This is a genomic window from Micromonospora sp. Utrum1, assembly GCF_057197805.1.
Genome location: NZ_CM170071.1, coordinates 1,517,518 through 1,543,968 on the forward strand (window position 1 = coordinate 1,517,518; position 26,451 = coordinate 1,543,968).

General features: G+C 73.8%; 27 protein-coding genes and 3 tRNA genes. 14 read left to right on the forward strand and 16 right to left on the reverse strand.

Annotated elements, in window-relative coordinates; translation table 11 throughout:
- Positions 1–2 precede the first annotated feature (2 nt).
- The 4 genes from AC0OLQ_RS07495 to AC0OLQ_RS07510 are packed head-to-tail and all read right to left on the reverse strand — an operon-like array spanning position 3 to position 2,962.
- A complete protein-coding gene (locus AC0OLQ_RS07495) occupies positions 3–1,112 on the reverse strand; it encodes a hypothetical protein (RefSeq protein WP_484530754.1) in 1,110 nt (369 codons plus the stop codon).
- On the reverse strand, positions 1,109–1,825 hold the full coding sequence (locus AC0OLQ_RS07500; RefSeq protein WP_484530755.1) for a DsbA family protein: 717 nt from the start codon (positions 1,823–1,825) through the stop codon (positions 1,109–1,111). The genes AC0OLQ_RS07495 and AC0OLQ_RS07500 overlap by 4 nt, the downstream gene beginning before the upstream one ends.
- The gene (locus AC0OLQ_RS07505; protein WP_484530756.1) at positions 1,818–2,339 is read right to left on the reverse strand and encodes a MauE/DoxX family redox-associated membrane protein; all 522 of its coding nucleotides are present in this window, start codon (positions 2,337–2,339) and stop codon (positions 1,818–1,820) included. Before AC0OLQ_RS07505 ends, AC0OLQ_RS07500 begins: the two co-directional genes overlap by 8 nt.
- 32 nt (positions 2,340–2,371) lie before the next feature.
- Positions 2,372–2,962 carry a sigma-70 family RNA polymerase sigma factor gene (locus tag AC0OLQ_RS07510; RefSeq protein ID WP_357344622.1) on the reverse strand — a complete coding sequence of 197 codons (591 nt, stop codon included), beginning with the start codon at positions 2,960–2,962 and terminating at the stop codon, positions 2,372–2,374.
- A gap of 248 nt (positions 2,963–3,210) precedes the next feature.
- On the opposite strand from AC0OLQ_RS07510, the gene AC0OLQ_RS07515 reads away from it, so the two are divergent.
- From AC0OLQ_RS07515 to AC0OLQ_RS07525, 3 genes are all read left to right on the forward strand, one after another.
- The gene (locus AC0OLQ_RS07515) at positions 3,211–4,893 is read left to right on the forward strand and encodes a copper resistance CopC/CopD family protein (protein ID WP_484530757.1); all 1,683 of its coding nucleotides are present in this window, start codon (positions 3,211–3,213) and stop codon (positions 4,891–4,893) included.
- Between the two features lie 16 nt (positions 4,894–4,909).
- A complete protein-coding gene (locus tag AC0OLQ_RS07520) occupies positions 4,910–5,641 on the forward strand; it encodes a YcnI family copper-binding membrane protein (protein WP_484530758.1) in 732 nt (243 codons plus the stop codon).
- 150 nt (positions 5,642–5,791) lie between these two features.
- The gene (locus AC0OLQ_RS07525) at positions 5,792–6,733 is read left to right on the forward strand and encodes a hypothetical protein (protein ID WP_484530759.1); all 942 of its coding nucleotides are present in this window, start codon (positions 5,792–5,794) and stop codon (positions 6,731–6,733) included.
- A gap of 143 nt (positions 6,734–6,876) precedes the next feature.
- Here AC0OLQ_RS07525 and AC0OLQ_RS07530 read toward each other — a convergent pair whose 3' ends face one another.
- Positions 6,877–8,148 (reverse strand): glycosyltransferase 87 family protein, encoded by a 1,272-nt coding sequence (locus AC0OLQ_RS07530; RefSeq protein WP_484530760.1) that lies wholly within the window; start codon positions 8,146–8,148, stop codon positions 6,877–6,879.
- Between the two features lie 73 nt (positions 8,149–8,221).
- On the opposite strand from AC0OLQ_RS07530, the gene orn reads away from it, so the two are divergent.
- Together orn and AC0OLQ_RS07540 are read left to right on the forward strand one after the other, a co-directional pair.
- Positions 8,222–8,812, forward strand: coding sequence for an oligoribonuclease (gene orn, locus AC0OLQ_RS07535; RefSeq protein WP_107076022.1), 591 nt, complete (start codon positions 8,222–8,224; stop codon positions 8,810–8,812).
- Between the two features lie 102 nt (positions 8,813–8,914).
- Positions 8,915–8,990, forward strand: a tRNA-His gene (locus tag AC0OLQ_RS07540).
- Between the two features lie 100 nt (positions 8,991–9,090).
- On the opposite strand, the gene AC0OLQ_RS07545 is transcribed toward AC0OLQ_RS07540, so the two are convergent.
- Together AC0OLQ_RS07545 and AC0OLQ_RS07550 are read right to left on the reverse strand one after the other, a co-directional pair.
- Positions 9,091–10,395, reverse strand: coding sequence for a L,D-transpeptidase (locus AC0OLQ_RS07545; RefSeq protein WP_357346151.1), 1,305 nt, complete (start codon positions 10,393–10,395; stop codon positions 9,091–9,093).
- Positions 10,396–10,608: 213 nt separating this feature from the next.
- Positions 10,609–11,874 (reverse strand): L,D-transpeptidase, encoded by a 1,266-nt coding sequence (locus AC0OLQ_RS07550; RefSeq protein WP_357346153.1) that lies wholly within the window; start codon positions 11,872–11,874, stop codon positions 10,609–10,611.
- A gap of 187 nt (positions 11,875–12,061) precedes the next feature.
- On the opposite strand from AC0OLQ_RS07550, the gene AC0OLQ_RS07555 reads away from it, so the two are divergent.
- From AC0OLQ_RS07555 to AC0OLQ_RS07580, 6 genes are all read left to right on the forward strand, one after another.
- A tRNA-Lys gene (locus tag AC0OLQ_RS07555) sits at positions 12,062–12,134 on the forward strand.
- A gap of 88 nt (positions 12,135–12,222) precedes the next feature.
- A complete protein-coding gene (locus AC0OLQ_RS07560) occupies positions 12,223–13,197 on the forward strand; it encodes an NADPH:quinone reductase (RefSeq protein ID WP_484530761.1) in 975 nt (324 codons plus the stop codon).
- Positions 13,198–13,280: 83 nt separating this feature from the next.
- A tRNA-Lys gene (locus AC0OLQ_RS07565) sits at positions 13,281–13,356 on the forward strand.
- A gap of 219 nt (positions 13,357–13,575) precedes the next feature.
- Entirely contained in the window at positions 13,576–14,124 is a 549-nt protein-coding gene (locus tag AC0OLQ_RS07570) for a hypothetical protein (protein WP_484530762.1), read from the forward strand.
- Between the two features lie 1,083 nt (positions 14,125–15,207).
- The gene (locus AC0OLQ_RS07575; protein ID WP_484530763.1) at positions 15,208–15,795 is read left to right on the forward strand and encodes a hypothetical protein; all 588 of its coding nucleotides are present in this window, start codon (positions 15,208–15,210) and stop codon (positions 15,793–15,795) included.
- A gap of 194 nt (positions 15,796–15,989) precedes the next feature.
- Complete coding sequence (locus AC0OLQ_RS07580; RefSeq protein ID WP_484530764.1) at positions 15,990–16,727, forward strand: Clp protease N-terminal domain-containing protein; 738 nt, start codon at positions 15,990–15,992, stop codon at positions 16,725–16,727.
- Positions 16,728–16,821: 94 nt separating this feature from the next.
- Here AC0OLQ_RS07580 and AC0OLQ_RS07585 read toward each other — a convergent pair whose 3' ends face one another.
- From AC0OLQ_RS07585 to AC0OLQ_RS07600, 4 genes are all read right to left on the reverse strand, one after another.
- Positions 16,822–17,337 (reverse strand): hypothetical protein, encoded by a 516-nt coding sequence (locus AC0OLQ_RS07585; RefSeq protein ID WP_484530765.1) that lies wholly within the window; start codon positions 17,335–17,337, stop codon positions 16,822–16,824.
- Between the two features lie 91 nt (positions 17,338–17,428).
- The gene (locus tag AC0OLQ_RS07590) at positions 17,429–17,614 is read right to left on the reverse strand and encodes a DNA repair protein (protein ID WP_484530766.1); all 186 of its coding nucleotides are present in this window, start codon (positions 17,612–17,614) and stop codon (positions 17,429–17,431) included.
- 64 nt (positions 17,615–17,678) lie between these two features.
- Positions 17,679–18,701, reverse strand: a complete 1,023-nt coding sequence (locus tag AC0OLQ_RS07595; RefSeq protein WP_484530767.1) for a sensor histidine kinase — start codon at positions 18,699–18,701, stop codon at positions 17,679–17,681.
- On the reverse strand, positions 18,694–19,389 hold the full coding sequence (locus tag AC0OLQ_RS07600) for a response regulator transcription factor (RefSeq protein WP_357344405.1): 696 nt from the start codon (positions 19,387–19,389) through the stop codon (positions 18,694–18,696). The genes AC0OLQ_RS07595 and AC0OLQ_RS07600 overlap by 8 nt, the downstream gene beginning before the upstream one ends.
- 127 nt (positions 19,390–19,516) lie before the next feature.
- On the opposite strand from AC0OLQ_RS07600, the gene AC0OLQ_RS07605 reads away from it, so the two are divergent.
- Positions 19,517–20,182, forward strand: a complete 666-nt coding sequence (locus AC0OLQ_RS07605) for a GNAT family N-acetyltransferase (RefSeq protein ID WP_484530768.1) — start codon at positions 19,517–19,519, stop codon at positions 20,180–20,182.
- Positions 20,183–20,358: 176 nt separating this feature from the next.
- Here AC0OLQ_RS07605 and AC0OLQ_RS07610 read toward each other — a convergent pair whose 3' ends face one another.
- The 3 genes from AC0OLQ_RS07610 to AC0OLQ_RS07620 are packed head-to-tail and all read right to left on the reverse strand — an operon-like array spanning position 20,359 to position 21,960.
- Positions 20,359–21,066, reverse strand: coding sequence for a TetR/AcrR family transcriptional regulator (locus tag AC0OLQ_RS07610; protein WP_357344400.1), 708 nt, complete (start codon positions 21,064–21,066; stop codon positions 20,359–20,361).
- Positions 20,999–21,499, reverse strand: a complete 501-nt coding sequence (locus tag AC0OLQ_RS07615; protein WP_484530769.1) for a thiol-disulfide oxidoreductase DCC family protein — start codon at positions 21,497–21,499, stop codon at positions 20,999–21,001. The genes AC0OLQ_RS07610 and AC0OLQ_RS07615 overlap by 68 nt, the downstream gene beginning before the upstream one ends.
- The gene (locus AC0OLQ_RS07620; RefSeq protein WP_484530770.1) at positions 21,496–21,960 is read right to left on the reverse strand and encodes a hypothetical protein; all 465 of its coding nucleotides are present in this window, start codon (positions 21,958–21,960) and stop codon (positions 21,496–21,498) included. Before AC0OLQ_RS07620 ends, AC0OLQ_RS07615 begins: the two co-directional genes overlap by 4 nt.
- Positions 21,961–22,095: 135 nt before the next feature.
- Between AC0OLQ_RS07620 and AC0OLQ_RS07625 the strand changes: the two genes are divergently transcribed.
- Positions 22,096–22,458, forward strand: a complete 363-nt coding sequence (locus tag AC0OLQ_RS07625; RefSeq protein WP_484530771.1) for an STAS domain-containing protein — start codon at positions 22,096–22,098, stop codon at positions 22,456–22,458.
- A gap of 6 nt (positions 22,459–22,464) precedes the next feature.
- Here the strand turns inward: AC0OLQ_RS07625 and AC0OLQ_RS07630 are convergent, their stop codons facing one another.
- Both AC0OLQ_RS07630 and AC0OLQ_RS07635 read right to left on the reverse strand, forming a co-directional pair.
- Positions 22,465–23,661 carry a PP2C family protein-serine/threonine phosphatase gene (locus AC0OLQ_RS07630; RefSeq protein ID WP_484530772.1) on the reverse strand — a complete coding sequence of 399 codons (1,197 nt, stop codon included), beginning with the start codon at positions 23,659–23,661 and terminating at the stop codon, positions 22,465–22,467.
- Between the two features lie 36 nt (positions 23,662–23,697).
- Positions 23,698–25,149 (reverse strand): glycoside hydrolase family 3 protein, encoded by a 1,452-nt coding sequence (locus AC0OLQ_RS07635; protein WP_484530773.1) that lies wholly within the window; start codon positions 25,147–25,149, stop codon positions 23,698–23,700.
- 119 nt (positions 25,150–25,268) lie between these two features.
- On the opposite strand from AC0OLQ_RS07635, the gene AC0OLQ_RS07640 reads away from it, so the two are divergent.
- Positions 25,269–26,444, forward strand: coding sequence for an ROK family transcriptional regulator (locus AC0OLQ_RS07640; protein ID WP_484530774.1), 1,176 nt, complete (start codon positions 25,269–25,271; stop codon positions 26,442–26,444).
- Positions 26,445–26,451 lie beyond the last annotated feature (7 nt).

Consider the following 26,451-nt stretch of genomic DNA (forward strand, 5'->3'; position numbering starts at 1 on the left):
AACTACAAGATCGGCGAGCGCGGGGACGTCGGCGGGGCGGCCGGGGTGGGGCGGGCGGCGTGGGCGGCGGTGCGCAGGCGGAGCAGCCCCGCGGCGACGGCGCCGACTCCGGTGGCGAGGGCCAGCGTGACCAGGACCCGGGCGAGGATGGGCGGCCCGGCGACCGGGGCCACCGAGCGGGACAGGACGGCCAGGTTCGACACGCCGGCGAACAGGGTCAGGCACGCGCCGGCCAGGGCCAGCGCGAAGTCGGCGGCCGGGCGGCGGGCCAGCGCGTACCCGCCGGCGGCGAGCGCGCCGAGCCCGGTGAGCAGCGTCCACATCTGCCCGGTGAGCAGTTCGAGCAGCACCCCGCCGGCTCCGGCGGCGCCGGTGTCCAGGGCCTTGCCCACGGTCAGCGCCACGGTCGCCGCCCCGCCCAAGGCGAGCAGCGCGCCCACCCCGCGCAGCGCGCGGACGCCGGTGGCGGTGCCGGCCGGGACCAGCCCGGCCGCGCCGATCAGCAGGAAACCGAGGGTGGCCGCCACCCACCACGGGTACGCGTCCGGCGGCGGCACCCAGTCGAGGGTGCCCCGCACCTCGACCGTTCCGGTGCCGGCGCGCAGCGGCACCACCCAGTCGCGGACCCGCTGCTCGCGGCCCGGATCGACGGCCACCTGCGCCGGCGGGGCCGACTCCAGCCAGAGCGTCCGCTGGTCGTGCCAGCGGGCCGTCGGCCCGTCGGAGATCCGCCGCCACACCGGCGCGGCCGCCGGGTCGGCCTCCGGCGGGAGCTGGGTGTCCCCGGCGAGGGTGCGGTTCAGGTACGTGGCGGGGGAGCGGCTGTTCTCGTACACCCCGCCGGGCCCGATCCGCAGGTACGGCTCGCCGGAGTAGCCGAGCACCTCGACGTCGGCGCCGGTGCGGTTGGTCAACTCCAGCCGGGCGCCGGCCTCGACCATCCGTGCGGTGAGCCCGGGCCGGTCCGGGGCGACCCCGGTGACCTCGGCCCGGTAGTCGGTGCCGTCGGGGGCGTCCGCGCCGTGCGCGGCGGCCGGGGTGGCGAGGGCGAGCAGGGCGGTGAGCGCGGCGGTGAGCACCAGCCCGGCCCGCCGCAGCGGTGCGGGGATCACTTGCCGGCCGCCTCCACGGCCGCCCTGATCCCCTCCGGGCTGCGGTCCTCGACGTTCTTGCCGTTGACCCGGATGGTCGGGGTGCCGGTCACGCCGGACTTGCTGGCGTCGTCGGTGACGTGCTCGGTCCACCCCTTGTACTTGCCGTCCTGGACGCAGGAGCCGAAGTCGTTCCGGTTCAGCCCGACGCCGGCGCCGATGTCGATCAGCTCGTCGTCGCTGAGCCCGGCGCTGCCCTCGGCCGGCTGCCGGGCGAAGAGCTGGTCGGTGAACTCCTTGAACTTGCCGCCCTGGGCGGCGCAGCCGGCGGCGGCCGAGGAGCGGGTGGAGTATTCGGTGGTGGAGAAGCGGTTGAGGAAGGCCACCGGGTGGAAGATCACGCGGACCTTCTCGTCGCTGATCAACTGGTTGATGGTCGGGCCGCTGGTCTCCTGGAAGTTCTTGCAGACCGGGCAGAGGTAGTCCTCGTAGAGGTCGATCGTGACCGGCCCGTCACCGAGGACGATGCCGGTGCCGGGCGGATTGGCGCCGGGCGGGGTGGTGAAGGTCTCCGACTTCTGGCTGCGGTAGACCGACCAGCCGATCAGCCCGGCGATCAGCAGCACCGCCACCGCGGCGACGGAGGTCCAGATGGTGCGGGTGCGCCGCTTCTCCCGGGCGAGCTGGGCGCGGACCACCTGGGCAGCGTCCTTCCGCCCCTTGCGACTACTCATCCTCGACCTCCACGGTGTCGCCCGCCAGCCAGCCGTCCACCGAGAACGGGGTGCGGGGCCAGATCAGCAGGAACCCGGCCAGTAGCAGGAATCCCAGGTCCCGGAGGATCTCCGGGAGGTAGCTCGGGGCCTGGCCGGCGGCGAGCTGGCCGCCGCTGCCGAAGCAACCGCAGTCGATGGCCAGACCGCGGGACCAGGCCGAGGCGATGCCGCTGACGAAGACCACCAGCAGCGCCGCGGAGACGCCAGCGGCCAGCCGGGTGGCGAGCCCGACGAGCAGGAGCACGCCGAGCGCCAGCTCGACGAAGGGCAGCGCGGCGCCGATCACCGTGGCGAGGTCGTACGGCATCACCTGGTAGGCGTTGACCGCCCGGCCGGAGGCGGCCAGGTCGTCGACCTTCGCGGCGCCGGCGAGCAGCCAGACGGCGGCCAGGCCGAGGCGGGCCGCGATGCCGAGCCAGGGCCGGACGGCGGACCGGCGGGCGGCCCGGGTGCGGGGTGCGGTCACGGTCATTTGTCGTCCCGGATCCGAGGAAAGTTCCACGGTCAGCCGGTCATCGCGTCGCCGGCGGCCTCGACCAGCTCGTCGCGGGCCCGGGCGACGCGGGAGCGGATGGTGCCCACCGGCACCCCCTCCACCGCGGCGGCCTCGGCGTACGACAGGCCGAGCAGTTGGGTGAGCACGAACGCGGAGCGCCGTTCGGCGGGGAGCCGGCGGACCAGGTCGCTGGCGCCGAGCTGGCCGGCCGGGTCCGGGTACGGCCGGTCGGTGGCGGCGTGCGCGGCGAGCCGCTCGTCCAGCCGCCGGCGGCGGACCACCGTACGCAGGTGGTCGGCGCAGGCCCGGCGGGCGATGCCGAGCAGCCAGGTCCGGGCGGTGGACCGCCCCTCGAAGCCGGGGAGCGCCCGGAACGCCCGCAGGTACGTCTCCTGGGTCAGGTCGTCCGCGCTGTCCGGGTCGACCAGGGCGGCGGCGAAGCGCCACACCTCGGCCTGGGTGGCCCGGACGAAGGCGGCCTGGGCGACCGGATCGCCGTCCCGGGCGGCCAGGGCCCAGTCGGTCGCCGCGTCCCGCGCAGCCTCGCGCGCCGCCGCCGCGGGGCGGCCGGCGAAGGTGTCGCGCGGGACGGGGATCACGACAGACGAGGTTACGCGGCCTACCTGTGCCGGACAGGGTCCTTCGGCCCATTCCGTGGTCCCGCCCACGCCGGGAACTTTTCCCGCCCGCCCGCCGACTACCCCGGCATGACGTGCGACGACGTACGGGTGGCGCTCTCCGCGCGGCTGGATGGGGAGGCGGAGCGCCGGCTGCCCGCGGCGCCGGCGCCGGGACGCGGATGAGGCCGGGTCGCCGGACGCCGCACGGTTCGGGAAGCATGATGGTCATGACTGCTGCCGTACGCCGCCGCCCCGTGGCCGTCGCCGACCGCCGCCCGGCCGCCCGGCTGGGGGCCCTCGCCGGACTGCTGGTCACCCTCGTCGCCCTGCTGCTGGCCCCGGCCACGCCGGCCAGCGCCCACGCGGTGCTGGTGAGCAGCAGCCCGGCCGCCTCGGCCGTGGTGCCCAGCGCGCCCGCCGAAGTGGTGATCACCTTCAGCGAGGGGGTCCGCAAGGTCCCCGACAAGGTCCGGGTGATCGCGCCCGACGGCTCCCGGGCCGACCGGGGCGAGCCCACCTTCAAGGGCGCCGTGGTCAGCATCCCGGTCGATCCGTCCGGCGCGCGCGGCACCTACCTGGTCAGCTACCGGGTGATCTCGGCGGACAGCCACCCGGTCTCCGGGGCGTTCACCTACTCGGTCGGCGCGCCGTCCACCCCGCCGTCCGACACCGGCACGGACACCCGGGCGAACCCGGTGGTGGAGAACGCGGTCAAGGTGGTCAAGTACCTCGGCTACGTCGGGTTGCTGCTGCTCGTCGGCCCGGCGCTGGTGCTGGCCGCGCTCTGGCCGCGCCGGCTGTCCCGGCGCGGCCCTGCCCGCCTGGCCTGGTCGGGGCTGGGCCTGCTGGCCGTGGCCACCCTCGCCGAGCTGTGGCTCCAGGTGCCCTACACCAACGGTGGGGGCCTGTTCGACGGCACCGGCTCCGGCCTCGGCGACGTGCTGGGTAGCGCGTACGGCACCGCGCACCTGGTCCGGCTCGGCCTGCTCGCCGCGGCGGCGTTCCTGCTCCGCCCGCTCTTCGCCGGGCCGGTCGGCCGCACCGACGGTCTCATCCTGGCCATCCTCGGCGGGGCGGCGCTGTTCACCTGGCCCTTCGCCGGCCACCCGGCCGCCTCGCCCGCGCCCGCGGTGTCGGTGGTGGTGGACGCCGTGCACCTGGGCAGCATGGCCGTCTGGCTGGGCGGCCTGGTGATGCTCGCGGTCTTCCTGCTGCGCCGGGCCGACGAGCGGGAACTGGACGCGATCCTGCCGATCTGGTCCCGGTGGGCGACGCTGGCGGTGGCCGCGCTGCTGCTCGCCGGCACCGTGCAGGGGCTGATCGAGGTGGCCACCCCGAAGGCGCTGGTCGACACCACGTACGGGCAGCTGCTGCTCGCCAAGATCGTGCTGTTCGCGCTGGTGATCGGGGTGGCCGCCTACTCGCGGGCGCTGGTCCGGCGGCGCACCGCCGCGGGCCGCCCGGGGGCGATGCGGCGGGCGGTGGTGGCCGAGCTGGCGATCACCGCCGTGGTGCTCGGCCTCTCGGCGACGCTGGTGCAGACCACCCCGGCCCGGACCGCCTCCGCCGATGTGGCCGGCAGCCCGGCCGGCTACTTCTCCGCGACGCTGAGCAGCCCGATCTACTCGCTCCAGGTCGAGGTGGACCCGGCGGAGACCGGCAGCAACTCGCTGCACCTCTACGCGTACACGAAGGACAACCGGCCCCAGCCGGTGCAGGAGTGGAAGGCCACCGCCGCGCTGCCGTCGGCGGGCATCGAGCCGATCACGATCCCGCTGCTGCCGCTGACCGACAACCACGCCTTCGGCGAGATCAACCTCCCGGCGGCGGGGCAGTGGCAGCTCCGCTTCACCGTCCGCACGTCCGACATCGACCAGGCCACGGTGACCGCCACCGTGCCCGTCAAGTAACGGAAGGCTCCCGCAGATGATCCGTCTCCGGCGTCCGGCAACCGCCGCCGCGCTCACCCTCGCCGCCGTGGCCACGGCCGTGCTCGGTCTGGCCGGGCCGGCCTCGGCGCACGTCACCGTCAACCCGAAGGAGGCCACGCAGGGCAGCTACGGCCGCTTCGCGTTCCGGGTGCCGAACGAGAGCGACACGGCGTCGACCACCAAGGTGGAGGTGAACCTGCCGGAGAACGCCCCGGTCGGCTCGGTCTCCACCATGCCGGTGCCCGGCTGGACGGTGACCATGGAGAAGCGCAAGGTCGACCCGCCGATCGAGGTGCACGGCAGCCAGCTCACCGAGGCCGTCTCCAAGCTCACCTGGACGGCCGCCCCGAACGGCGGGGTCAAGCCGGGCGAGTTTCAGGAGTTCCCGGTGTCGATGGGCCCGCTGCCGCAGGTCGACCGGATGGTGTTCAAGGTGCTCCAGACCTACTCGGACGGCAACGTCTCCCGCTGGATCGAGGAGCCCACGCCGGGGGCGGAGGAGCCGGAGAATCCGGCCCCGGTGCTCACCCTGACCGCCGCCTCGGCGCCCGCCTCGCCGGTCGCGAGCGCCCCGGCGGCGGCCGCCGCCGACGACGATGACGACGACGCCGACACCGGCGCGGCCACCGCGTTCGGCGTGGCCGGTCTGGTCGCCGGCCTGGCCGGCCTGATCCTCGGCGGGCTGGCCTTCCTGCGTACCCGACGGGAGCCCACCGCGAAGTCCTGACCCGCGCCGACCCCGCCGGCCCGTCGGATCTTCCGGCGGGCCGGCGGCCTTTCCGCGGTCCATCGGGTGCTTGCCGTGGATATCCGGCGATTGCCCGGTCGGCGTCGGTAAGGTCGGCCGGGTACTTCGCTACCGAGGGGGACGACGCGAATGCGTTTCGTGCGCACGATCGCCGGCATGCTGCTGTTGACCGTGGGGATTCCGGCCCTGCTGGCGGGCGTCGGGCTCTGGCTCGCCGCCCGGCACGCCGACCCGGACGGCGGCTTCGGCGCCCGCTTCGAGACGGTCCGCACCCCCGCCCGGGCGGTCGTGGTGACCGACGTGGACGCCCTGCTCCGCGCCGAGGCGCCGGTCGCCCGGAACGGGCAGGCCCGGCTGCGGCTCACCGCACGGACCGCCGACGGCCCGGCCTTCCTCGGCCTCGCCCCGACCGACCAGGTGCGACGGTGGCTCGCTGACGTCCCGCACGCCACCGTGCGCCGGGTCGCGCTGGCCCGCGGGCCACTGCCGGTCCGCCTCGACCCGGCCACCGCCGGCACCGCCGCCGCCGTCCCGCTCGGTCAGGACTTCTGGGTACGCGAGGGGATCGGCGTCCTGGAGTGGAGCCCGGCCGAGCTGGCCGACCGGTCGCTGAGCCTGGTGGTGATGCGGCCGGACGGACGGCCCGACCTGGCCCTGGACCTGCGCGCCGAACTGCGCGCCGGCTGGTTCCCCGGGGTGGCCTGGGCGCTGCTGGCCGGCGGGGCGCTGCTGGTGGTTCTCGCCGTGGTCCTGCTGCTGCGCCCGGCCCGCCCGCGCGAGGTGGTCTTCGTCGTCGAGCCCGACCAGGTTCCGGTGCTGGCCGGCCGGCTGGGGGTCAGCTCGCTCAGCGGGCTGGGCCAGCGGTCGGAGCCGGCCAGCCTGCCCGACCGGCAACTGGTCTGCGTCGGGTCGGCGCCGGCCGAGCGGTCCCGCGCCGCGATCGGCCCGGTGCCGAGTCACCGGCCGGAGAGCCTGGCCGACCTGCCGGTCGACCCGGACTGGCCGTGGCCCCCGGTGACCACCGCGGAGACGCCCCGACCGGTCCGGCCGGCCACACCGGTCGACGAGTGACACCGGCCCCGTACGGCCGGTGGCCCTCCGCGCTGCCGACGCGGAGGGCCACCGTCACCGGGGGATCGGTGCTACCTGGGAGAAACCTGAGGTAGTTGGGACCAGATTAGCGCCGAACGCCGCTTGTCGCGAGGTCTGTCCAGTTAGTGCACGTTCTCGGCCGCGACCCCGGCCCGCTCCGGCGCCTGCCGGCGGGTCGGCAGCAGGGCCAGCAGCAGCAGGCTGAGCAGCACGTACGCGTTGCGGGTGACGAACTCGGCGGGGTTGTCGGTGCGCGCCGGGGCGACTCCCCAGTCCTGGAAGGTGACCACCCCGTAGACGATCACGAAGCCGGTGCCGACGGCGAGGACGAGCAGCCAGCGCCGCCGGCGGGCAGCCGCCACCGTGTCCCGGTCGGCGTCCAGTGCCGCGTCGACCAGCACCACCATCGCCGGGATGAACCAGTACAGGTGGTGGGTCCAGGTGATCGGGCTGACCAGCCCACCGACCAGGCCGGTCAGGGTGAGGCCGGCCAGTGCGTCCCCGGCCCTTGCCGCCCGGGCGGCCCGCCACAGCCCGTACCCGGCCACCAGCAGCGCCAGCAGCAACCAGGGAAGCTGGCTGGGCTTGTCGGGCGCGGTGATCCGGCTGAGCAGGCCGAACAGCGACTGGTTGCCGGTGTAGTCGGTCCGGCCCACCCGGTCGGTCGCCCACAGCTCGTGGGTCCAGAACCGCCACGAGTCGCGGGGCGCGAGCGCCGCCGCGAACAGCGTGGCCAGCGTCGCGGTCACCGCGGCCACCGCCGCCGCCCGCCACCGCCGGGTGGCCAGCAGGTAGAGCACGAAGATGCCGGGGAAGAGCTTGAGCGCCGTCGCCAGCCCCACGCCCACGCCGGCCCAGCGCCGCCCCTGGGGTACGGCGAACAGCAGGTCGCTCAGGATCAGCACCACCAGCAGCATGTTGATCTGCCCGAAGGTGATTGTCTCCCGGGTGCTCTCCACCGCGAGGACCAGCAGCACGGCGACCGTGACGGTGAACAGCCTCGGCAGGTCGTGCCGCCGGACCAGGGGCAGCACCAGCCAGCGGGTGGTGACCACCACGCCGACCACGGTCAGCACCGTGAAGATCGCGATGGTGGCGCCGAGCGGCAGCAGCGCGAACGGCCGCAGCAGCAGCGCGGCGAACGGGGGATACGTGAAGTAGAGCGCGCCCTGCACCCGGTCCGGCTGAACGTAGTCGTAGAGCGGATTGCCGGCCGCCCACCAGTCCATCGCCCGCATGTAGATCTTGAGGTCGAAGAAGTCGTGCACCAGGCCGGGCAGGTAGAGCGCCGGCAACACCGCCGCGAGCGCCAGCACCGTGACCAGCCGACGGGCCGTACGCCCGCCCGGATCGTCCTCGGTGACGGCGGGAGGTGCGACGGGTTCGGCTGGCACGGGGAAACCCTAGCGGTCCACTCGGCGAGGGTGCTTCAGGCGCGGGCGGGTCGGCGGCGCGTAGTCTGTTGCGGTGGCTGATCTTCTGGTCTGGATCGACTGTGAGATGACCGGGTTGGACCTCGGGCGGGACGCGCTGATCGAGGTCGCCGCGCTCGTCACCGACCCCGACCTCAACGTGCTCGGTGAGGGCGTCGACGTGGTCATCCACGCCGACGAGGCGGCGCTGGAGGCGATGCCGGAGATCGTGCGCACCATGCACGGCAAGTCCGGCCTCACCGAGGAGGTCCGGCGCTCCACGGTCACCCTGGCCGAGGCCGAGGACATGGTGCTCGACTATGTCGCCAGCCACGTGAAGGACCCGCGGACCGCGCCGCTCTGCGGCAACTCGATCGCCACCGACCGCGGCTTCATCGCCCGCGACATGCCCCGGCTCGACGCGCACCTGCACTACCGGATGATCGACGTCTCCTCGATCAAGGAACTCTGCCGGCGCTGGTACCCGCGGGTGTACTTCGGGCAGCCGCAGAAGGGGCTGGCCCACCGGGCGCTGGCCGACATCCGGGAGAGCATCCGCGAGCTGGAGTACTACCGGCGGACCGTCTTCGTGCCGCTGCCCGGCCCGGACGTGGAGAGCGCCAAGGCGATCGCCGCCCAGCTCTGAGCCCCGCCCGGCGGTCCGCCCGGAACCCGGTGGACGGGGTCGGCAGGGGTGTGGCTATTATTAGTCCGCGCCCCGCCCGGGTCGACCGGCGCGGAGAGCATGGTGGCTGTAGCTCAGTTGGCAGAGCACCGGGTTGTGGTCCCGGTTGTCGTGGGTTCAATTCCCATCAGTCACCCCAGTGACCGAAGCCCCCTCCTCCGGGAGGGGGCTTCGGTGTTTTCCGTGCCCTGAACGTCGAGCGGCCCCCTCCGCGTGGAGGGGGCCGCTCGGTGTCCAGCTCAGGCAGTCGGCTCGACGCTCGGCTCGTCCGCGCTCGGGCTGGTGTCGTCGCCCGGCTCGGCCGGCGGCTCGTAGGGCAGGGCGCTGCCCTTGACGTACTGGTCCCAGCTCATGTTCCAGTCGGTCCAGCCGTTGCCGTTCTGGAGCTTGCGCTCGGTGCCCTTGACCGTGATCGGGTCGCCCATGCGCGTGTTGGCGAAGAGCCAGTTGCCGTCCTTCATCGAGACGTTCACGCAGCCGTGCGACACGTTCGTCCTGCCCTGCACGCCCTCCGACCACGGTGCGGCGTGGATGAACTCGCCGCCCCAGGTGAGCCGCTGCGCGTAGTCGATCTCGGTGCGGTAGCCCTCATCCGGGCCCAGCTCCTCCATGGTGTCGAAGACCGTGTGGCGGAGCTTCTCGATGACCACCATGGTGCCGCTGGACGACGGGGTGCTCTTCTTGCCGAGGCTCACCAGGATCGTCTTGATCACCTTGCCGTCCTTGGTGACCGTCATCCGCTTGGTGCGGTTCTCCACGGTCATCACGAACGACGGGCCGATCTTGATGTCGACGGTGAGGTCGGAGCGGCCGTACCAGTCGTCGCCGAGCGGCAGCCCACCCGCCTGCACCTTGTAGCTCACCGTGCTGTTGGCCTTCCAGAACACCTTCGGCCGGTAGTGCACCTCGGTCGGGCTGATCCAGTGCCAGATGCCCTCCTGGGCCGGCTTCGCGGTGACCGTCATCCGGCTCTGGAGGTCGTCGCGGTAGTCCTCCGGGATGGCACGGCCGAACTTGACGATCAGCGGCATGGCCACGCCGACGACCTGGTTGTCGCCGAGGAAGCTGGTGACCCGGACCTGCTTGCCGGGCTTCGCCATGGTGGTGAAGGTGCTGGTCGCGGTGGCCGGCTTGCCGTCGTCGCCGGTCGCGGTCACCGTGGCCGTGTACGTCTCGCCGTAGGCCAGCGCGCCGTCCGGGAGCCAGCTCTTTCCGTCCTTCGCGAGCTGGCCCTCGACGGCCTTGCCGGCGGAGTCCTTCAACTCGACGGTGGTCTCCTCCGCCTCCTTCGTGGTGAAGGTGACGGCGGTGGAGGCCGGCACGTCCTTGGCGTCGGCCGCGGGCTCGGTGATGGTGGCCGCCGCCTTCGGGCCGCTCTCCCCGCCCCCCTGCCAGCTCGACGGCTTGTCGCCGTCGCCCCCGCCGCCGCTGGTGCAGCCGGTCAGGGCCATGGCGGCGGCGAGCACCGCGGCCGCGAACACGCGGCGTCGCCCGCCGCGCCGGGCGGTCCCGCCCCGGATCAGCTCGTCCTGGCTAGCTCGCATGTTTCCCTCACAGTCGTGGTCCCGGGTCCCATCGTCCCTGTAGACGCACCAGAACAGTTACCCGTTGCCTAACGTGAACCGAAACACCCCGGCCAGATGTAACGATTCTGATATCGTGCGGCGCTTTGCCTGGCGGAGAGATCTCCCGCTCCGCCCGGCGGTACGCGGACGAACGGCCACCGAGGGTGCCGCGTCCGCCCACGTTACGCCTGCTCAGAAGGGCGATCCCTGGCCACCCTCGGGCACCGGCAGGGCGCTGCCCTCGACGAACTGCCGCCAGCTCATGCTCCAGGCCGTCCAGCCGTTGCCCGGCTCCAGCCGCCGCTCGGTGCCCTTCACCGTGATCGGGTCGCCGACCAGCGTCTTGCCGAACAGCCACCGGCCGTTCGCCATCGACACGTTGACACAGCCGTGCGACACGTTCTGCCGGCCCTGCACCCCCTCGGACCAGGGCGCCGCGTGGATGTACTCGCCGCCCCAGGTCAGCCGCTGGGCAAAGTCGATCTCGGTGACGTACTGGTCGCGGGGATCCGGCTCGTCGCGGGTGTCGAAGACCGTGGACTCCTTCTTCTCCATCACCACCATCGTGCCGCTGGAGGAGGGGGTGCTCTTCTTGCCCAGGCTCACCGGCAGGGTACGGACCACCGCGCCGTTCTCGTACACCGTCATCTGCTTGGTCGCGTTGTCGACCTTCATCTCGAAGGCGCGGCCGATCTTGGCGGTGGCGCTCCGGTCGACGTTGCCGTAGCGGCCGTTGCTGAGCGGGATCCCGGCCAGCGCCAGCCGGACGGTGATCGTGGTGCCCGGCTTCCAGTACTCCGGCGCCCGGTAGTAGGCCTGCGTGCCGTTGTAGAGCCAGTGCCAGGCGCCCGGCTGCGGCGGGTCGGTCTGCACGAACATCCGCTTCTGCACCGCGGCGCGGTCCTTCTTCGGGATGCCCGGCGAAAACTCGGCGACCACCGGCATGGCCACGCCGTAGGTCTTGCCGCTGAACATGTAGAGCCCCGAGCCGATCATCGACTTCGGCTTGGCCATCGTGGTGAAGCTGCTGGTGCCCTGCCGCGTCTGGCCGTCCGTGCCGGTGCCGGTGACCGTGGCGGTGTACCGGGTCCCGTACTTCAGCGGCGCCGACGGCACCCAGGACGAGCCGTCCCGGCGCAGCCGTCCGGCGACGGTGGCGCCGTTGGCGGCGGTGAGGACGACCTTCGACACCTTGCCGCCCCCCGGGACCCTGGCGCTGATCTCGGTGCTGACCGGGCGCCGGTCCGACCCGTCGGCCGGGCTCACGGTCAGCGCCGGCAGGGCGGGCTGGCTCGGCTCGCCCGTGGTGCCCGGCGCCGTGGTCGCGGCCACGTCGCCCTGCTGCGCGCCGGACACGAACGCCGGCTTCTTCTGGTCGTCGCCGCACCCCGTCAGTGCCAGCGACGCCGTGAGGACCAGAGCGCCCACCACCGCCCCGGCCCGCGCGAAACTCGCCATCCCCACCTCTGTTCTCGCGTGCCTGGCGGACATCGTGCCGCATGAGTGCCCGTGCGCTGCGCCCCGTGGCCGGTCAGCTGCGAGTTTTGTGGGCTTTCGCCGGTTAAGCTCGACCGAAGGGGGGAGCCCGGTATCGGGTTGGAACCCGGCTCAGCGGGCGTGCTAAGGTTTCTCCCGTTGTCAGCGAGCGCCGCTAGCTCAACTGGCAGAGCAGCGGACTCTTAATCCGCGGGTTCGGGGTTCGAGTCCCTGGCGGCGCACAACAAGCGAAGTTCAGGCCCGGTGCGATGCACCGGGCCTGAACTTTTCGCCCGCCCCCCGCGCCCGGCTGGCGACCAGAATCAGGGCATGCGAGCCGCCTACATCGAACGCCCCGGCCCGGCCGCCGAGATCCGGTACGGCGAACTGCCGGCGCCGCGCCCCGGCCCGACCGACGTGCTCGTCGACGTGCTCGCCACCACGGTCAACCCCGTCGACACCTTCGTCCGCTCCGGGGCGTACCCCACGGCGCTGCCGCTGCCGTTCGTGGTCGGTCGCGACCTGGTCGGCCGGGTCGCCGAGGCGGGCCCCGGCGCCCCCGGCCTCCGCGCCGGCGACCTCGTCTGGTGCAACAGCCTCGGGTACGACGGCCGGCAGGGCGCCGCCGCGGAGCAGGCCGTGGTGCCGGCGGACCGGCTCTACCGGCTGCCGGACGGGGTCGACCCGGCGACCGCGGTCACCGTGCTGCACCCGACCGCCACGGCGTACCTGGCGCTGTTCGTGCACGGCCGGCTCCGGCCGGGGGAGACCGTGGTGGTCGAGGGCGCCGCCGGCAACGTCGGCGCGGCGCTCGTCACCCTCGCCGCGGCGGCGGACGCCCGGGTGGTGGCCACCGCGTCGGCGGCCGACGCCGGCTACTGCCGCCGGCTCGGCGCCGCCGAGGTGCTCGACTACCGGGACCCGGGCCTGCCGAGCCGGCTGCGGTCGGCATGCCCCGACGGCACCGACGTGTACCTGGACACCTCGGGCCGCAACGACCTGGAGTCGGTCGTCGACCTGTTGGCACTGCGTGGACGGATCGTGCTGCTGGCCGGTGCCCGCTCCCGGCCGGTGCTGCCGGCCGGTCCGCTCTACATGAACGACCGCAGCGTGACCGGCTTCGTCATCTCCCACGCCACCGTCACCGAGCTGGCCGAGGCGGCGGGCGCGGTGAACCGCCTGCTCGCCGCCGGTCGGGTGGCTCCACGCGAGGTCGTGTCGATGCCGTTGTCGGCCGTCGGCGAGGCGCATCGGATGCTGGAGGAGGGGGAGCTGCGCGGCCGGCGGGTGGTGATCCGGCCGTAGCAGCCGCACCTCTCGGTCGAAGGGCGGCCGCCCCTCGAAGGGCCCGGTCGGCGGCGTGTTAACGTGCTTCCCGTTGCCGATGAGCGCCGCTAGCTCAACTGGCAGAGCAGCGGACTCTTAATCCGCGGGTTCGGGGTTCGAGTCCCTGGCGGCGCACCAGCAGCAAGGCCCTGACCTCGGACTTCATTCTGGGTCGGGGCCTTCTTTGTGTCTGGGGTGGGCGGCTGGGTGATCTGCGTCTGGGGCAGCCGACGGCCGGCTGCGGGTCATCAGCAACAGCATCGTCAACCCGTGGAAGGGCGAGGGTGCCGGTAAGAACTACTTCATCGGAGCAACCTTCCGGTCGGATGGCACGCTGCAATACTTCGGGGTCTACAAATGATGTCCTTCCAGGTCGAGTTCACCCGTGATGTCCTGCGCTCGCTGGTCGGGCAGAGCTTGCGGGAGGTCTCCTACCTCTACTCGGGCGGGAGCACTCCTCCCGACGACGCCGGCCGCCTGCACGAGGTGCCCTACGGGCTACGCCTCGTGACCTCACGGTCGGTGCCGACAACGCTGACCTGGCTGATGGAGGACGAGTGCGAGGCGCTCGTGGCGGTCGAGGGCTCGGGTGAGGACGTCGGCATCACCGACCTGATCGAGGCGCACGACGTGTCCGCGTCGACGGGCTGGCGGCCGCTTCTGGGACCGGTCATGACGAAGGCCGGGATGTCCTGGCACCGGGCCGTGCCCGAGTGCCCGCCGACTCCCTGGGCCTGCCGGCTGGAGTTCGGCAGCTCGGGTGCCTTCGTCGCCGTTCTGGCGGAAACCCGTGGCGAGACGCTGCGATACCAGCCGGACAATGTGGCTGTGCTCTTCGAGCGACGTGATGCCGAGGCGTTGCACTGGTCCGGATCTGATCATTCAGCATGGGGAGGCGACATCTAGCCTCGGTCTTTCGCTAACTGTTGATCAAGGCCGTTTCGCCCGGTTGTTCGGGGTTCGAGTCCCTGGCGGCGCACGGTTCGGTCAGGCCCGGTCCTCCTCGGACCGGGCCTGACGCTTTCTGGCCCGGTCTCCTCGGACCGGCCTGACGCTTTCCGGCCCTCATCTGCACAGCCGGCCCACCCGACTTCGGCTCGCGATCCGGAAGGCAGGGGTGTCCGGACCTCCCGGAAGCCCCACTCCGCCGAACTGTCCTGATCCGGAGATGCAGGCGCCCTACCGGCCCTGCTGCTGTGACACGGGTGTGCACGTTTCACCGCCCGCAAGTGACACGCGGACCGGCCGGCCCCATGTCTGGGCACCGGGCGGCAAGATCGACTCCAGCTCGGCGAGGTGGGGCTTTCAACGGGTGCCGGATACCGCCACTTGGGCGATCTGGAGTTGATCAGGCTGGCCGACCAGCTCGCGGCACCCCATGGCGTGCCCACCCCACACGACCAGCGCGGCGCGCTCGTCCGGGTCGCCCCCGCCGCGGCGGGGTTGGCTCCGGTCACCGTGTTCCGTGACCGGCGATCGGGCGGCCGGCGGGGTGTGTGGGGCGTATGTCCGTTTCCCACCCGTGCTTCGGTGGTGGGTGGAACGCCATGTGTGTCTCCGGGGTCCGGTGACCTCCATGCTGTTCCACCGACGGCGCGCTGTCGCGGTAGGTCGGCCTACCAGGGTGAAGTGGTGGGTGCTGCGGGGCCGGCCTGGGCGGGGTGTCCGGTTCGTGGGGTGGTCGGCGGCACTCTGGCGGCGGAATGGCGGGCGGGTGCGGGTCGTTGTATCCCCGTGAACGGCCGAGGAAGGCGCCCCGCCCGGCGGGGTGGCCAGCCCGCCCCGCGAGGTGGGTGTGCCGAGCCCGGAATGATGGTGGGCGGCCGGTCGTTGTACATGGTCCCGGCGCGACGAAGTGGCTCCCCGGCCCCGCGCGCCGATGATCCTCCCGGAATGACTTTTCAGAGCGCCTGACGGTGCTTGCGCACGCCGGATTGCCGACCTCCCCCGGTCGGGGTGTGCGCCAACCCCCGAATGGAGCTAACCCCCATGAACACGATGCTGCGTAAGAGTGTGCTGGGTATTGCTGGTCTGGCGTTCGCTGGTGGTCTGGCTGCGGGTCCGCTGAATCATCACGAGGCGGCGCCGGTGACGGGGCTGTCGGAGGCGGCGGTGGTGCAGGCCGACAAGCCGGACGCGGGCAAGCTGATCCCGCACGGTGTGCAGGGCGCCCAGTCGAAGATTGATCTGAACGACGAGCAGACGGCCAACGCGAAGGCGATCATCGCCGCGACGAAGAAGGCCGGTCTCCCGGAGCGGGCCGCGGTCATCTCGATCGCCACCAGCCTGCAGGAGTCGAAGCTGGAGAACCTGGGCCACCTCGGCGACAAGAATGACCATGACTCGCTGGGCCTGTTCCAGCAGCGCCCGAGTTCGGGTTGGGGTACGCCGGAGCAGATCACCGACCCCGAGTACTCCACCCTCGCGTTCCTCAAGGGTCTGAAGCAGGTCGACGGCTGGCAGGACATGCCGCTGACCGAGGCCGCGCAGACCGTGCAGGTCTCGGCCTACCCGGATGCCTACGCCCAGTGGGAGCGGCAGGCCGCCGACATCGTGGCCCAGTACTGGAACAGCTGACACATGCCAACACGCTGGCCGGCACCCGACGGGTGCCGGCCAGCGGCGTACCTGACGCAGGCCACAGTCGAGCAGCGCGGCACGGACGCCAGCCCCCGGCCCGCTTCTGCGGATAGGGGCGCTTCGTCGTCTTCGGGCGGGAGATCGTCAACCTATGGTTGACGCACCTGCACGCGTCAACCTATGGTTGACGCATGGAGGAGACAGAGCCGCTGAAGATGACCCACCCGGTACGCCTCGACGAGCTGATCGAGGGCATCAAGAAGGCGCACACCGACGCGCTGGACCAGCTCGCCGGCGCCGTCCTGGTCGCCGACCACCTGGACGATGTCGCCGACCACCTGATCGGGCACTTCGTCGATCAGGCCCGCCGGTCGGGGGCCTCATGGACGGAGATCGGCCGCAGCATGGGGGTGAGCAAGCAGGCCGCCCAGAAGCGGTCCGCCGCGAAGGCCGAGACGGCGGCCGCGCTCGACCCGAACGCCGGGTTCGGCCGGTTCACGACGCGGGCGCGCAACGTGGTGCTGTCCTCGCAGGAGGAGGCGCGCGCCGCCGGCAACGCCGAGATCACCCCGGGGCACCTCGCCCTCGGCCTGCTCGCCGAGCCGGAGGGGCTCGCGGCCGCGCTGATCGTGGCTCGGGGCGTACCCCTGGAGCGGCTGCGGGAGGCGGTCACCGCGACCCTGCCGGCGAAGGTCGACCAGGTCCCGGACCTGATTCCCTACGACGCGCGGGGCAAGAAGGTCCTGGAGCTGACGTTCCGGGAGGCGCTGCGGCTGGGCCACAACTACGTCGGCACCGAGCACATCCTGCTCGCCCTGCTCGAGGAGGAGGGCGGCGACGGCGTGCTCGCCGGGCTCGGGCTGGAGAAGGCCGCGCTGGAGTCCGCGGTCGAGGGCGCCCTGGCCGAGATCGCCCGCAAGCGGGCCTGACCCGCAGCGGCCGGGCCCACGCGCCACGGGAGCACGCGCCCTGACCCGCACCGTCCGGGCACGCGCCACGGGGGCGCGTGCCCGGCCGGGTGCGTCAGGCGGTGGGGAAGCCGTAGCGGGCCGCGTGCTCCGGGTCGGCCGGGTCGACCTGGCGGATCCCCGCGTCGGCGAGGCGCTTGTTCACCTCGTCGAGCCGCTCGCGGACCAGCTGGGCCTCCTCCTCGGTGACCAGGCCGCGGTGCGGCTTGCCGGCGTGCTCGATGGTGCCGTAGTCGATCTTCTCGGCGCCCCGCCGGGCCTTGGGCGGCTTGACCCGCTCGGCGGTACGCAGCAGCTGCGCCATCGGCACGTCGGTCGCCATCGCGTCGAACTCGCTGGCGGTCAGCACCACCCGGCGCGGCTCGCCGCCGCCGTGCTTGTCGTGGATCTCCACCACGGCCACGTCCAGCGCGGCGTCGTCGATGCTCTCCACCTCGACCGGGGTGGCGTCCAGTTGCACGGGCCCGGCGACCAGGTCCGGGTGCTCCAGCACGACGACTCTGACCACCTCGTCGTCGGCGCGCAGCACCTGGCCGCTGAAGTCGGAGACGTGAATCGTCTTCTTGCCCATGCGCGGAGCTTCTCCTGTGGTAGGCGGGATTCGGACCACAAGACGCTACAGGACAGGTGTGCGAAAGCTCGGTGCGGAGCGCCCGGGCGTGTCAGCGGGCGGTGAGGCCGCGCCGGGGGGAGGCGCCCGCCGGCAGCGCGTTCAGCTCCGCCCAGGAGAGTGTCCCGCGGGGAGACCCCCGGTAGTCGGCCTGCGCCGGGAACCGCCCGGCGGCCTCGACGGCCCGCCAGCGCTGCTCGGCGTCCTGCTGGTACCGGTCATTCGGATGATTCGGCATGACCATTACCGTCCCAGAGAAACTTGTACATGTATGGAAATGAATATGACGCGGGATCGATGCGTCAGGTTCCCGCGGCCGGCAACCGAACCACGAACCGGCAGCCGTCGGTGATGTTCTGAACGTCTACCCGCCCGCCGTGCGCCTCAATCAGGCCGCGCACGATGGCTAGCCCCAACCCGCCCGAACCACCGTTGTCGGCCGCGCGCGGGGTCCGCGCCGGCTCGCCCCGGAACGCCACGTCGAACACCCGGGGCAGGTCGCGCTCCGGGATTCCGCCGCAGGTGTCCGCGACGGCCAGCCAGGCGGTGTCGGCGTCGCGGCCGGCGTCGACCCGGACGGTGCCGTCCTCCGGGGTGTAGCGGATCGCGTTGAGCAGCAGGTTCCCCACCACCCGGGCCAGCTCCGGCTCGCTCGCGGTCACCGTTGGCCAGCCCGACTCCGGGGCGAGCAGCCGGATCCGGCGCGCGGCGGCCAGCGGCGCGGTGCCGGCCAGCGCGTCGGACACCACGTCGCCGAGCGGCACCGCGGACAGCGACAGCCGCAGCGCGCCGGCGTTGATCCGGGACAGCTCGAACAGGTCGTCGACCAGCCGGGTCATCCGGTCGGTCTCCACCCGGATCCGGCGGTGGTACTCGGCCACCGTCGCCGGGTCGCCCACCACCCCGTCTTCCAGCGCCTCGGCCATGGCCCGCAGCCCGGCGAGCGGGGTGCGCAGGTCGTGCGAGACCCAGGCGACCAGGTCCCGGCGCCCCTTCTCGATCCGGCGCTCCCGCTCGCGCGCCTGGTCGGCCCAGACCGCCGCGGCGGCCAGCCGGCGACCGAACAGCCAGCCGACCGCGAGGCTGACCACCGCGGCGGCGGAGAGCGTGGTCAGCACCACCTCGAGGTCGTGCGGGGAGAGGAACATCGCCTCGGCGACCACCGCCACCCCGGCCGCCACCGCGCCGACCGTCATGGCGAGCAGCACGGAGATGTGCACGGTGATCGACCGGCCGCGCAGCAGCCGCAGCGCCACCGCGCCCGCCAGCCCGACGGCGAGCGCCGCGACCAGGGCCGCTGCGAAGATCAGCGCCAGGTCACGCATCGACCGGCTCGTACCGGTAGCCGACGCCCCAGACGGTGACGATCCGGCGGGGGTCGGCCGGGTCGGTCTCGATCTTCTCCCGGAGCCGCCGCACGTGGACGGTCACCGTCGACTGGTCGCCGAAGCTCCACCCCCAGACCCGCTCCAGCAACTCGGCCCGGCGGAACGCCCGCGCCGGGTGCCGCATCAGGTGCGCCAGCAGGTCGAACTCGCGCAGGGTCAGGGTCAGCTCCCGGCCGTGCAGCCGGGCCACCCGGGGGCCGGTCGCCACCTCCAGGCCGCCGTCGGCGAGCAGTTCCGGGGGTACGCCGGCCGGGTCGCCGCCGACCCGGCGCAGCACCGAGCGGACCCGCAGCACCAGTTCGCGCGGGGAGAACGGCTTGCTGAGGTAGTCGTCGGCGCCCAGTTGCAGGCCGAGGATCCGGTCGGCCTCGTCGCCGCGGGCGGTGAGCATGACGATGGGTACGCCGTCGGGCCGCTCCCGCAGCCGCCGGCAGACCTCCAGCCCGTCGAGCACCGGCAGCATCAGGTCGAGCACCACCAGGTGGGGCGGGCGCCGGGCCACGGCGGCCAGCGCGGCGGCCCCGTCCCCGACGTGGCCGACCTCGTAGCCGGCGTGCTCCAGGTAGCGGCAGACCACGTCGGCGACCGTGCGGTCGTCGTCGACCACCAGCACCCGTTGCGCCACGCGTACCTCCCCATACCCGGAGGTCAGCGTAGCCACGGGTGGGTGGTCGATCCATTGCCGAGTTCTTACGGCGTCGGGCGGGCGGATCCGCCGCGCCGGACGAGTTCGGCTGGCGTACCGTGATCACGTGCTCGACCGGCGGCTGTTCCTGCACCTGGCAACCTGGTTGGGGCAGTGGCCGGCCGGTCCCGGGCTGCACGTGGTCCGGTCGCACCGGCGGGCCCGGCCGGCCTGGGACGGGCGGCTGCGCCCCGCCGTCGCGGTCGCGTCCCCGGAGTGCGCGATCCTCTCGGTGCCGCCGGACCGGGCCGGCGTGGTCCGGGACCTGGTCCGGGAGCGGCCCGGGGAACGGCTGCTGCCCACCCTGCCGGCGGCGGTCGGCGCGCCGGAGTTCACCACCCACGCCGGGCTGTTCCGGTGGAGCACCGCCCCGGCGCCGCTGCCGGACGCCGGCGAGTGGGTGCCGCCGACCACCCCCGGGCTGCCGCCCTGGCTGCGGCTGTTCGACCGGGAGGTGCTGGTGGTCCGGGACGCCGACGGGGCGTACCTGGCCGGGGCGGGGATCAAGCGGCACGACGCGTACGGGCACGAACTGGCCGTGGGCACGGTGCCGGCGGCGCGGGGACGCGGGCTGGCCCGGCGGCTGGTCGCCCAGGCGGCCCGACGGGTGCTGGACGAGGGGGCGATCCCCACCTACCTGCACAACCACGACAACCACGCCTCGGCGCGGGTGGCCGAGGCGGCCGGCTTCCCGGACCGGGGCTGGACCTCGTACGGCGTCTTCCCGCGCTGAGGCGGGCGCGGACCGTGGATCCCGGGCCGGATCCACGGTCCGCGGCGTCTCCCCAGGTCCCGACCCTGGTAACGCTAAGTGTCTGCCGCGTGTCGAGCAAGGGGTGAGGGGCGGGTGACCCCTGTCCGGTTACGGACTTGACCTGCGATTCAGTCCGACGGGGTGGTTCGGAGCGGTCAGTGACGCAGCGTGCGGATCAGGGTGACCACCTGCCGGGTCACCGGGCGCAGGACCCGGAGCCGGGAGAGCCCGACCAGCCGGTCGACCAGCGGGACCGCGCCGTCGATGAGCTGGCGGGTCTTGGCCTGGTCGGGGGAGCGGTCGTGCACCCAGTAGAGCACCACGCCCATGTAGCCGAGCCAGAGCAGCTCCGGCAGGGGCTCACGCAGCTCGTCGTCCACCTTGGCGGCCGAGCCCTCCAGCACCTCGCGGAAGAGCGCCACCGACGCCTCTCGCGCGCCGGACGACTCGGCGGAGAACGGGCTCAGCGGCGAGGTCGGCTCGGCCGCGGTCTTGAAGAAGCTGGCGGCGAACGAGTGGTACGGCGTCAGCACGTCCACCCCGGCGTGCAGCACGGCGGCCAGCCGGGCGGCGAAGTCCCGCTCCCGGGCCAGCGCCGGCGCGGCCACCTCCCGGTGTTCCCGCTGGGTGCCCGCGTAGAACTCCTGGATCAGGTGTTCCTTGGAGCCGAAGTAGTAGTAGGCGTTGCCCACCGCCACGCCGGCCTCCTGGGCGATGGCGCGCATGGTGGTGCGCGCGTAGCCCCGCTCGCGGAACAGCCGCATCGCGGTGTCCAGGATCAGCTGGCGGGTCTGCTCACCCCGGGCCGTCGCCCCGGTGCTCGGGCCGCCCGCAGCGGTCGTCGGCGCAGTCTGCTCGGTCATCGTCGTCACCGTATCCCGGGTCCGGCCGCGGTTCCCGGACGAGCTCACGTACCGCGGCGGCGGTCGTCACCACCCGCCGGGCCAGCGGCAGCAGGTGCGGACGGGCCAGCCGTTCCGCCGTCGCGCGGTGGTCGGCCAGGGCCCAGAGGCAGGCGAACCAGGCGCCGTCGCCCGCGTAGACCGCGCCGGTGTCGGCCACCACGGTCAGGTCCCGCAGCGTGGCGTCGTGGTCGAGCCCGGGGAAGCGCCGCCGGGCCTCCGCCGACCCGGCCGGCACGAACTCCAGGGGTACGAGCTGGGCGCGCGACGCGAGCCACTGCCGGGCGGCCCGGCACAGCGGGCAGTGCGCGTCGTAGAGGACGGTGAACCCGCGGATCCCACCGGCCCCGTGCCCGGTGGGATCCGTCGGGCGCCCGCCCTGGGCGAGCGTCATCGTGGCGGGGCGGGCGGCGTCTGCCCCGGCGCCGGTCCGGCCGGGTTGACCGGTCGGGGGCCGCCCTGCGGCGGGAGGTAGCCGACCGGGGCGAGCGGCGGGTGGGCGGCCGCCTGCTGGCGCAGCCGCCCGCGCCGGTAGCGGCCGAGCGCGAAGACGTTGAAGAAGTGCAGCGCGCCGAGGACCAGCAGCACCCAGCCCACCTTCAAGGAGAGCTGTTCCAGGGCCTGGCTGGTGTCGCCCACCGGGCCGGCCTCCTTCATGGCCACCGTGACGAAGCCGAGGTTGAGCAGGTAGAAGCCGACCACCAGGAGGCTGTTGACCGCGTCGGCCAGCCGCTTGTCGGCGAACACGTCCTCCAGGAACACCAGCCCGTTGCGAGAGAGCGCCCGGGCCACCCAGACGGTCAGCCCGATGCTGATCGCCAGGTAGGCCAGGTACATCCAGACCTTGACGTCCATCCCCGCCACCTTTCTTGAACGCGTTCAAATTGAAGTCGAGCTCAGCGTACGGCAGTCTTTGAACACGTTCAAGTAGGTCGGCTTGCGCGCGGCCGGTATGGTCACGGCGGCGTTGTCGGAGCGGACGGGCGGATCATGCGGATCGGTACGCGGGACAGGGGTGCGGGTCGGCTGGTCCTCAGCCCGGTCGGCGACCTCGACATGGCCGCGGCCGCCGCGTTCGACCGGGCGCTCGACGAGGCGCTGGAGCGGCCCGGTGTGGTGGAGGTCGTGGTCGACCTCGCCGCGGTCCCGTTCCTCGACTCGACCGGGGTGGCCGCCCTGATGCGCGGGGCGGCGGAGGCGGTCGGCCGGGGCGCCACCCTCCGGGTGACCGACCCGCAGCCGCTGGTGGCCCGGGTGCTGCGGATCACCGCGGTCGACGTCCTGCTGGGCTGGTCGGGCGGGAGGGGCGACGGCAGCTCCACCGTCGAGCCCGGCTGGCGCCGGTTGCGGTAGACCGGCTCAGGGCTCCGTCCGCGCCGCCGCCGCGCCGGACCACTCCAGCAGCACCATGGTGGCGTCGTCACGCGAGGCGGTGCCCCGGTACGTGGCCACGGCCCGGCTCAGCCGGCGCAGCGTCTCCGCTGCGGGCAGCTCCGAGCCGATGTGCCGCTCGGCCAGGTCGGCGAGCCGGGGCAGTCCGAACATCTCCCCGGCCGCGTCGCGCGCCTCGGTCACCCCGTCGGTGTAGAGCAGCAGCCGGTCCTCCGGCTCCAGCCGGGCCTCGCCCGGCTCGGCGCCCGGCAGGTCCAGGCCGAGCGGCGGGCGCCGCCCGCCGGTCAGGGCGCGCACGGCCCGTCCCCGGCGTAGCAGCACCGGGGCGGGGTGCCCGGCGTTGACGTACCGGACCCGGCCGGTGTCGACCTCCACCTCGGCCAGGACCGCGGTCACGAACCGCCCGTCCCGCCACTGGCTACGCAGGGCCGCCTCCACCGCGGCGACCTGCTCCGCCAGCCCGCCGCCGGTGCGCCGGGCGGCCCGCAGCGCGGCGAGCGCCACCACAGTGGTCAGCGTCGCCGGCAGCCCGTGCCCGACCCCGTCCAGCACCGCGAGCGCGAGCCGGTCACCGTCCAGCGCGTAGTCGAACGCGTCCCCGCCCACCTCGTAGGAGGGCTCCAGGATCGCGCTGACGGCCACCGTGTCGCCGGCGAAGGTCAGCGGCGGGAGCAGCTGCCAGAGCAACTCGGCGGAGACCGCCATCGGTTCGCTCCGCCGGGCGCGCTGCAGGCCGTCTCCGTACGCGGTCTTGCTGGTCAGCAGGTGTCCGACGAGGCCGGCGATCGTCCGGCAGCCGTCCCGGAGGGCGGGGTCGTCCGGGTCCGCCCCGGCCGGCAGCGCGACCTCCAGCATGCCCAACCGGTCGGTGCCGTTGACGATCGGCACCCAGAGCCGGCCGTCCTGCCCCGCCCGCACCCGCACCTCGGTGTAGGCGCGGCCGGGCAGGCTGGCGTCGATCGGCAGCGGCTCGGGCAGCGGTCTTCCCGGCTCGGGCAGTGGCCGCAGCAGCTCCTGCTCGACGTCCACCACGTAGATGGTCATGGCCATGCCGAGGTCGCGCACCGCCGCGGCCACCGCCGCGGGCAGCGCGTCCGGCGGCACGCGGTGCGACCGGGAGGCCAGGTCGGCCAGGGCCCGGTGCCAGGGGTCGGTGGCGGTCATCCGGACCGTTTACCCCGGAACGTGGCCGGGCAGACCTCAGCCAGCCAGGCCGAGCACCTGTGCGGCCGCGTGCCCGTTGGCATGGCTGGCGCCGTAGGTGGTGACGAAGGCCCGGGCGCCGGTCGGCCGCCAGCCGCTCGGCCAGCCCATCTCCACCACGGTCACCGGGTGCGTGGCGGCCAGCGCGTCGACCAGTTCCCGCGCCCCGGGCAGCCGGTGCAGGTGGCGGCCGACCAGCACGATGGGCCGGTCTCCGGCCAGCTCGCGCAGCTCGTCCGGGTCGGTCTCGCCGGCGACCGCGCGGACCTCCTCGGCCCCGGCCAGGTGCGGACCCAACCCCCACGGCACCCGCCCCTCGGCGATGGTGGAGGTGGCGTGCACCTGCACCACCAGCGGGGCGGCCAGGCCGGTGACGTCGCCCTCGACGCGCACCGCGCGCAGGGCGGCGGCGTAGCCGAGGCCGTCCGGGGTGGTGGCCGCGGCGCCGCCCGCGGCGGTCCAGGCGGCCAGCTCGGCGGCCCGGCCGGCGGCCTCCTCGACCCGGGCCCGGTCCAGCCGGCCGTCGGCGAGCGCGCCGACGATCTCCTCGACCACGTGCTCCACCAGGCCGGCGTCGACCTTGGCGCCGATGCAGAGCAGGTCCGCCCCGGCGGCCAGGGCGCGGACCGCGGCCGGTCCCACCCCGCCGGCGGCCAGCGCGGCACCCTTCATCTCCAGGGCGTCGGTGATCACCGCGCCGGTGAAGCCGTACTCGCCGCGCAGCAGGTCGACCAGGACCGCCCGGCTGAAGGTGGCCGGACCGTCGCCGGTCAGCGCGGGCACCCGGATGTGCGCGGTCATGACGGCGCGTACCCCGGCGTCGACCACCGCGGCGAACGGCGGCAGGTCGCGCTCGCGCAGCACGGCCGGCGGCACGTCGACGGTGGGCAGCTCGTAGTGGGAGTCGGCGACCGTCGCGCCGTGCCCGGGGAAGTGCTTGGCGCAGGCGGCCACCCCGGCGGACTGGAGGCCGGCGACCGCGGCGGCCGAGTGGGTGGCCACCCGGTGCGGGTCGGCGCCGAAGGAGCGGGTGCCGATCACCGGGTTCTCGTCGGCGGTGTTCACGTCGACGGTGGGCGCGAGGTCCAGGTTGATGCCGAGGGCGGCCAGCTCCGCGCCGATCGCCGCGTAGACCTGGCGGGTCAGGGTCGGGTCGTCGACCGCGCCGAGGGCGGCGTTGCCCGGGTACGGGCTGCCGGTGGCGTGCGCCAGCCGGGTGACGTCCCCGCCCTCCTCGTCGATCGCGATGAGCACGTCCGGCCGGCCGGCGCGCAGCGCCGCGGTGGTCGCCGCCACCTGGGCGGGATCGTGGATGTTGGTGCCGAACAGGGTGTGCCCGGCGAGCCCGTCGGCGAGCAGGTCGACCGCCCAGTCGGGCGGGACCGGGCCGGGGTACGCCGCCAGCAGCGTGCCCAGCGCGAGCTGCCGGAGTCCTGGATCCAACCCCACGAGTATCCCCTTTCCCTGCCGGGTCGTCCGACGGCCCCGGATGGGGGCGGCCGATACGCTACGGACACCTCGGCAGGCGTTTTGTGGTTAGAGACCTTACTGAAAATTGAGGACGTGGCATGAGTGCGACCCGGCTGCCCGGCACCCCCCGACTGTTGCGGGCGCTCAACGATCGCGCGGCGCTGGAGCTGCTGCTCGAGCAGGGGCCACTGACCCGGGCGCGGATCGGCGAGCTGACCGGGCTCTCCAAGGTCACCGCGTCCCAGCTCGTCGAACGGCTGGAGGAACGCGGCCTGGTCACCCGGGTCGGTGAGCAGGCCGGCGGGCGGGGCCCGAACGCCCAGCTCTACGCGGTCCGCCCGGGCAGCGCGTACGTGGTCGGGGTGGATGTCGGGGCCGAGCGCGTGGTGGCCGCCTGCGCCGACATCACCGGTGCGGTGGTGGGCCGGGTCGAGCAGTCCACGAGGGACACCGACGACCCGGTCGGCGTGGTGCACAACGCGGTGGTCCGGGCGGCCAGTAGCGCCGGGGCGGAGCTGTCCAGCGTGCGGCGGATCGTGCTGGGCACCCCCGGCCTGGTCGACCCGGGCACCGGCGACATCACCTTCGCGTTCAACCTGCCGCGCTGGCACCGCGGCCTGCTCGCCGCGCTCCGCGAGGACCTGCACACCCCGGTGGTCTTCGAGAACGACGTGAACCTGGCCGCCGTGGCCGAGGCCCAGTCCGGCGCGGCTCAGGGCACGGCGGACTTCGTGCTGGTCTGGCTGGACGCCGGTGTCGGCCTGGCGATCATGCTGGGCGGGCGGCTGCACCACGGCAGCAGCGGCGCGGCCGGCGAGATCGGCTACCTGCCGGTGCCCGGCGTACCCATCCCGCGCGATGTGTCGAAGCGGGCCAAGCCGGCGTTCCAGCAGCTCGCGGGGGCCGATGCGGTCCGCGCGGTGGCCGCCGAGCACGGCTTCGCCGAGGCCGGCGCGGCCGACGCGGTGCGCGCGGCCATCGCCGCGGGCACCGCGGGCGGAGCGATGCTGAACGAACTGGCCCGCCGGCTGGCGCTCGGGGTGGCGAGCACCTGCGTGGTGCTCGACCCGCCGCTGGTGGTGCTGGCGGGCGAGGTGGGGCGGGCCGGCGGGGCGGCGCTGGCCGAGCGGGTGCAGCACGAGGTCGCCGCGATCACCCTGGTCCGGCCGCGCGTGGTGAGCACCGGGCTGACCGAGGAGCCGATCCTGCGCGGCGCGCTGCGCACCGCCCTGGACGCCGTGCGCGACGAGGTGTTCGGCTCGACGGTCGGCTGACCGCCGG